This is a genomic window from Nonomuraea longispora (assembly GCF_004348345.1).
Taxonomy (GTDB): Bacteria; Actinomycetota; Actinomycetes; order Streptosporangiales; family Streptosporangiaceae; genus Nonomuraea; species Nonomuraea longispora.
This window is the reverse complement of the sequence record NZ_SMJZ01000332.1, coordinates 1-5,377: the sequence shown is the minus strand read 5'-3', so window position 1 is coordinate 5,377 and position 5,377 is coordinate 1. Positions and strand designations below refer to the sequence as shown.

Below are 5,377 nucleotides of genomic sequence, written 5' to 3'. Positions count from 1 at the left end.
GGCCCCCAAGCTGGCAGAGCGGGGCGCCGCTGCCCGCCACCCCCTGAACGCCGTGCGCGGCTCAGGACGGCTCAGGGGAAGGAGTGGCCGACGTGGTGGGCGTGGGGGCTCCGGCGGAGGAGGACGCCGAGGGTCCCGCCGCCGGAGGGCTCTTGGCCGGCCGGTCCATGGTGACGTACGCCAGGAAAGCAGCGCGTAACGTCGGCCTAAGATCGCCGGCTCCGGCCGCAGCCTCAGGCGGGCTGGTAGTCGCGCATGTAGCGGGCCACCTTGGCGGTGTAGTCACGCCACTGCGGCGGCACGCCCTTCGCCTCCTTCAGCGGGTTGACGCCGCTGCGGTAGAGGGCGGCCAGCTTCAGCGCGGGATCGCCGGGAAGTTTCGTGACCTGGGGACCCAGACGGCACATGAACCGCCCTATGGAGACGATCGACAGCTCGGGGCTGAACGGCGGCGAGGGCTTGGGACGCTGGAGGCCGCCCGGCTGCCAGTGCCACAACACTTCGGGGGTCCACCTGGCGATGCCGTACTCGTCGTTGGCCTTGTCGGAGAGGCCGGGGTCGTAGCCGGACTCCGCCTTCAGCATCGCGGCGATCAGGGCCGGGCTCAGGCCCGGCAGCTCGCAGTACGTGCCGGCTTGCACGATCAGCTCGCGGTATTCGTCGGGGATGTCGGAGTCGGCGCGCAGGTAAGCGGCGGTCCAGACGTTCGTGGGCGGCGGGGGTGTCGTCGTGCCGGTCCCGGGCGGCCGATCCACGGGCGGTGACGAGGTCAGCGCCATGGCCGTCGCGGCCGCGGCGGCCACGACGACGACTCCGCCGCCGGCGACGATCACCGTACGTAGCCCTGGGCGACGGCGCGGCTCGGACGGCGAGGTTCCGTCCTCGTCCGGCTCCTCGGGCGGCGGGACGCGCGCGTCGTCATGCGGAGCGGGCGGGGGAGCGGCCTCCGGGACGTTGGACGACGTCAGGGCCGCGGCGAACGCGGCGGCGTCGGGCCAGCGGGCCTCCCTGCCGGGCTCGATCGCCCGCATCACCGCGACGTCGACCACCTCCGGCACCTCGGGGTTCAGCGCGCTCGGCGGCACGCGGTGCTCGGGCTTGCCGGGCACCTTCCCGGTGACCATGTGGTACGCCAGCGCGCCCAGCCCGTGCACGTCGGCGCGGGCGTCCGGCGCCCCGTCGAAGTAGAGCTGCTCGGGCGCCTGGTAGCCGGGCGAGCCCGCGGGCAGCGTCAGCCCGCTCAAATGGTCGGTCGAGCGCGCGATGCCGAGGTCGGCCACCATCACCCGCTCGCCGCCCTCGGGACGGGAGCAGAACAACACGTTCGACGGCTTCAGATCGCGGTGGACGACCCCGATGCTGTGGAGCACGGCCACACCCTGGCAGATGTCGCGCATCAGGCCGAGCGCTTCCTCCACGGGGAGCGGGCGGCTGGCCAGGCGCTCGGCCAGGGTGCCGCGGTCGGCGTACGTCATCACGAAGTAGGGCCGGCCGTCGTCGAGTTCGCCGATGTCGAAGACCTGCACCAGCAGGTGGGAATCGGCCCTGCGCAGCAGGCGGGCCTCCTGGAGGAAGCGCTCGCGCACGTCGGCCTTGCGGGCCCAGTTGTCCGCAAGGATCTTGACGGCCACCGGCGAGCGCAACTCGTCGTCGTGGGCCAGATGCACGGAGGCGAAGCCCCCGACGCCGATGATCTGCTCGATCCGGTAGCGGCCTGCGTGGGATGGAGCCGTCATTCGGCTCATCATGGCCGATGAGTACGGGGTTCGTCCACGTTCCCTCGCAGCTACCAGGTTTACTCGCTGGCCAGGTGGAGCCCAGGATCGGGTTGCAACACCGAAACGGGGAGGAAACCACCATAATGATTCGACGCGCCGCGCAGGCTGCCGGAGACGGACAGCCTTGCGGCAAGGCGTACAGGCACGGCACCTACAAGGTGCACAACTGCCCTGACTGGTCGCCGAGCGGGAGCATCCCGGTCCACAAGTCGCCGAGGAAGGGCACGATCGTCGGGTACATCAACCCCTCGGGCGACGACTGGTACCTGTGCGAGAAGGTCGGCGCCCGCTACACCCTGGGCCGCTACCAGAACTTCTGGTGGGCGGCCACCATGGCCGACAACAACAAGTGGGGCTACGTGAACGAGGTCTACTTCCGCGGGGGCGGGAACAACGAACCCGACGCCGGCCTGCACACCTGCAGCGGGCCGGGCGGCAAGCAGCTCCCTCAGTGACCTCGACACCCCACTCCGAACGCGAATAGGGTCCCCCCGATGCACAGCACGATCCTGATCCAGATGGCGGCCACGCCGACTGACGACCGCCCCTACTCCCTGGAGCTCGCGCCAGGTGAGCAGGCGTTCTTCGGCCGCGGCACCCCCGGCTCGCCGGTGGACATCGTGCTGGGCGACCCCGCGGTCTCCCGCCGCGCCGGCAAGATCGTCGCGGTGGGGGACTACTGGCTGCTGTCCAACCTCAGCACGTCGAAGACGTACGTCGTGGAGAACCCCGAGGGCGGCGGGGAGTTCGTGAAGGTGCAGCCGGGGCGCGTCGGGGCGCCGATCTCGTTCGAGTTCTCCCGGGTGAGCCTGCCCGCGGTCGACGGCACGGTGTCGTTCCTCGTGTTCGCGCCGCAGCACGTGCACGTGCCGCCGGGAGGCGCCGACGGCGGCGCGGCCACCCAGGTCGCCTACCCCCTCGACCAGAACGCCAAATACTTCCGCATCCTCGTGGCGCTGTGCGAGCCGCGCCTGCGCGACCCGTCCACCTCGCGCATCCCGACCATCCCCGAGATCGTCGAACGGCTCCCCGACCTGGGCCTGAGCCGCACCGCCGTCGGCTTTCACATCGGCTATCTCGCGGAGAAGAAACTGCACGTCAAGAGCCCGCAGGGCAGCGACGGAAAGGCCGACTGGCAGCGCCACGCGCTGGTGTCGCTGGCGCTGAGGTTCGACCTCGTGACCAGTGAGCACCTCGCGCTGCTCCCGATGCCCCGCCGCTGACGACCCGACGGCCTGTGAGGGATCATCAGGCCATGGAGATCTGGATCAATCCCGGCTGTTCCAAGTGCCGCTCGGCGCTGTCGATCCTGGACGCCGAGGCCGCCGACTACACCGTGCGCCGCTATCTCGACGATCCCCCGACGGAGGACGAACTCCGCGACGTCCTGGCCAGACTCGGCCTCGAACCGTGGGACATCACCCGTACGGGCGAGCCCGTCGCCGCCCGGCTCGGCATGGACACCTGGCCGCGCGAGCCGGGCGACCGTGACCGCTGGATCGGCGCGCTGGCCGCGAACCCCGTGCTGATCCAGCGGCCGATCATCACGGCCGACGACGGGAGCGCCGTGATCGGGCGTACCGAAGAGGCCGTGAGGTCCTTGACGGGAGGTTCCGCCCCGGGCGGAGCGTGACGTGGCTCATCAACGTCGGAGCGGAAATTCCTGTGAGCTTGCTGGTAGGGATGAACTGGGCCAATGTGGCGCAATGGCATTCTGACCCATGGGTTTCGCCAGGAAGGTGGCGTAGTGTAAAGCGCCGTTCGCCCACCCCGAGCCGACTGTCAGAGGAGCACCAGGCGCATGTCCGACAATCGTCCCGGTCTTCCGCACCGCCCGGATGATCTGTCGCCGGACGGTGGTGTACGGCGCGTACGCGGCAACGACTACCGCGTTCTGCAGCCGCCCGAGCAGTTCACCCCCGAGCTGCGGGTCAGCGTGGTCATCCCCGCCTACGGCGCCCAGGACAAACTCGACCTGGCGTTACAGGGGTTGGCGCGGCAGACGTACCCGGCCGCGCTGATCGAGATCATCGTCGTCGACAACGGCACCTCGCCCCCGCTGCGCCTGCCAGGAGGCACGGCCGCCCGGCTGGTCGTCTGCGACAAGCCCGGCCGGGCCTGCGCCCGCAACACCGGGCTCGCCGAGGCCACCGGCGAGGTGATCTTCTGGCTCGACTCCGACGTGGTGCTCACGCCCGGCGCGATCGAGGCGCACATGCGCTGGCACCACACCGCCCCCTACCTCTCGGTGACGAGCTACATCAGGTTCACCGAGGCGCCGCTGCCCGAGGAACTCCCCGACGACCTGGAGGCGGCGTTCGAGCCGGCCGCGCCGCACGCCTGGCTCGTCGACCTGGTGGAGCGCACCGAGGGCCTCACCACCGACTCGCCGCGCCCGTTCAGCCTGCACGTCGGCGGCGCCACCTCCGTCAACGCCGGCCTCGTCCGGGTGGCGGGGCCCATGGACGACGACCTCATCGTCGGCCAGGACACCGAGATGGGTTTCCGCCTCTACCAGGCCGGAGCGGTGTTCATCCCCGAGCCGCGGGCCCGCGCCTACCACCTCGGCCCGACCATGCGGATGCGGCAGCAGAAGAGCATCGACCGGGTCAGCCACGCGTTCGTCGCCGACCGCATCCCGGCCTACCAGTGGCTGCGCACGCACCCGACACGCGGCTGGCAGGTGCCGTACGTGACCGCCGTCATCGACGGCACGGCCGGGTACGAAGTCGTGCGCGCCGGCGTGGACGCCCTGCTCGCCTCGACGGTGGTGGACCTGACCGTCGTCGTGGTCGGCCCGTGGGACACCCTCGACCCCGACCGCCGCGCCCCGCTCAAGGACCCCGACCTCGACCTGGTCCTGGTCCACGGCCACTACGAGCACGAGAGCCGGGTACGCCTGGCGACTTCGGAAGAGGTCGACCCGCGGGTCCCGTTCGTGTTGCGCCTGCCCGCGGGCTGGACGCCCGGCGAGGACAGCCTGGCCGTGCTGCTCGACCTGGCCAGGACCGAGGGGCTCGGCCTGGTCGAGGTGGTGCTCGACGAGCCGGCCAGCGAGGTGGCCAGGCTGGAGCGCGTGTCCTCGTTCGCCCGTGCCCGGCTCGTCGCCCGGCCCGGGGAGCCGCTCGACGACGCCGTGGCGGCCGTCGCGGGCGTCCAGCGGGTCGACGGCGACCAGCACGCCTTCACCCGCGAGCCGGCCCAGCCGGTCGGGCGGCGCAGCGCGTACAAGGCCAGGATCCAGGCGAAGGCCGAGGCGGCCCGCCTGGCGAAGGAGTCCGAACGGCTGCGTGCGCAGGTCTCCAAGTGGCGGGACGAGGCGGCGCGCTGGCGCAAGAGCACCGTGGAGCTGCGCCGCGAGGTCGGTACGTTGCGCCGCGAGCTCTACACGGCCCAGAAGGCCCAGCGCGACATGCGTACCACCCTGGCCGGCACCGTCAGACGCGCCATCGGCAAGCGGCTGCGCGGCTGACCTGCCAGCGGCTCAGGTCCCGCAGGGCAGGCTGACCCTGAGGGTGGTGGGCCCGCCCGATGGGCTGTCGAGCGCGAACGTGCCGCCGTGCGCCTCCGTACGGCGCCTGACGCCGCCGATCCCCGAC

At 71.4% G+C, this 5,377-nt stretch carries 5 protein-coding genes; 4 read left to right on the top strand and 1 reads right to left on the bottom strand.

The genetic code is table 11. The features are described from left to right. Positions 1–233: 233 nt before the first annotated feature. Entirely contained in the window at positions 234–1,736 is a 1,503-nt protein-coding gene (locus E1267_RS42315; RefSeq protein WP_132341742.1) for a serine/threonine-protein kinase, read from the bottom strand. 125 nt (positions 1,737–1,861) lie between these two features. On the opposite strand from E1267_RS42315, the gene E1267_RS42310 reads away from it, so the two are divergent. The 4 genes from E1267_RS42310 to E1267_RS42295 all read left to right on the top strand — a co-directional run bounded on the left by E1267_RS42310 (position 1,862) and on the right by E1267_RS42295 (position 5,250). Continuing rightward, positions 1,862–2,233: a hypothetical protein gene (locus tag E1267_RS42310; protein ID WP_132341740.1), complete on the top strand. Its 372-nt coding sequence runs from the start codon at positions 1,862–1,864 to the stop codon at positions 2,231–2,233. Positions 2,234–2,272: 39 nt separating this feature from the next. Next, positions 2,273–3,001, top strand: a complete 729-nt coding sequence (locus E1267_RS42305) for an FHA domain-containing protein (protein ID WP_220449936.1) — start codon at positions 2,273–2,275, stop codon at positions 2,999–3,001. 32 nt (positions 3,002–3,033) lie between these two features. Then, on the top strand, positions 3,034–3,411 hold the full coding sequence (locus tag E1267_RS42300) for an arsenate reductase family protein (RefSeq protein WP_132341738.1): 378 nt from the start codon (positions 3,034–3,036) through the stop codon (positions 3,409–3,411). A gap of 168 nt (positions 3,412–3,579) precedes the next feature. Next, positions 3,580–5,250: a glycosyltransferase family 2 protein gene (locus E1267_RS42295; RefSeq protein ID WP_132341736.1), complete on the top strand. Its 1,671-nt coding sequence runs from the start codon at positions 3,580–3,582 to the stop codon at positions 5,248–5,250. The last annotated feature ends 127 nt before the right edge of the window (positions 5,251–5,377 follow it).

Bases quoted from the DNA above. Each gene is read 5' to 3' on its own strand.
- E1267_RS42315 (WP_132341742.1), bottom strand. From the start codon at position 1,736: ATGACGGCTCCATCCCACGCAGGCCGCTACCGGATCGAGCAGATCATC.
- E1267_RS42310 (WP_132341740.1), top strand. From the start codon at position 1,862: ATGATTCGACGCGCCGCGCAGGCTGCCGGAGACGGACAGCCTTGCGGC.
- E1267_RS42305 (WP_220449936.1), top strand. From the start codon at position 2,273: ATGCACAGCACGATCCTGATCCAGATGGCGGCCACGCCGACTGACGAC.
- E1267_RS42300 (WP_132341738.1), top strand. From the start codon at position 3,034: ATGGAGATCTGGATCAATCCCGGCTGTTCCAAGTGCCGCTCGGCGCTG.
- E1267_RS42295 (WP_132341736.1), top strand. From the start codon at position 3,580: ATGTCCGACAATCGTCCCGGTCTTCCGCACCGCCCGGATGATCTGTCG.